Origin of the sequence: Winogradskyella ouciana, from assembly GCF_009709615.1 — a bacterium.
In the GTDB taxonomy this organism is placed as follows: domain Bacteria; phylum Bacteroidota; class Bacteroidia; order Flavobacteriales; family Flavobacteriaceae; genus Winogradskyella; species Winogradskyella ouciana.
Genome location: NZ_WJYA01000099.1, coordinates 1 through 274 on the forward strand (window position 1 = coordinate 1; position 274 = coordinate 274).

Consider the following 274-nt stretch of genomic DNA (forward strand, 5'->3'; position numbering starts at 1 on the left):
CATGCTCTTCCTATGTTTCCACAAACAGTATCTTATTCAGCTTATACATTAGCTCATTTTTCATGAGAGGAGTAAACTTTTTTTTTTGTTGTTGCATACGTGCATGAAAAAGGTGTTTCTGTAGAAGCTGAATTAGGTACTGTTGGTGGACAAGAAGATGATGTTGTAGCAGACGGCATCCTCTGCATCTTTATGTCTTGATCGATTATGATAAAGAATATTAGTATTAAACCCTTGCAACCTTCTTGCAAAAGCTTTACCAATATCTCCCATA

1 protein-coding gene and 1 pseudogene are annotated in these 274 nt (G+C 35.8%); one reads left to right on the top strand and one right to left on the bottom strand.

The annotated features are described in order from the left end of the window. Window positions 1-87: 87 nt before the first annotated feature. A pseudogene (locus F1003_RS18695) lies at window positions 88-171 on the top strand (class II fructose-bisphosphate aldolase); the annotation flags it as partial. Here the strand turns inward: F1003_RS18695 and F1003_RS18700 are convergent. Next, window positions 133-273: an NAD(P)-dependent oxidoreductase gene (locus F1003_RS18700; RefSeq protein ID WP_497986924.1), complete on the bottom strand. Its 141-nt coding sequence runs from the start codon at window positions 271-273 to the stop codon at window positions 133-135. The pseudogene F1003_RS18695 and the gene F1003_RS18700 sit on opposite strands and share 39 nt — an antisense overlap. Window position 274: the final 1 nt, after the last annotated feature.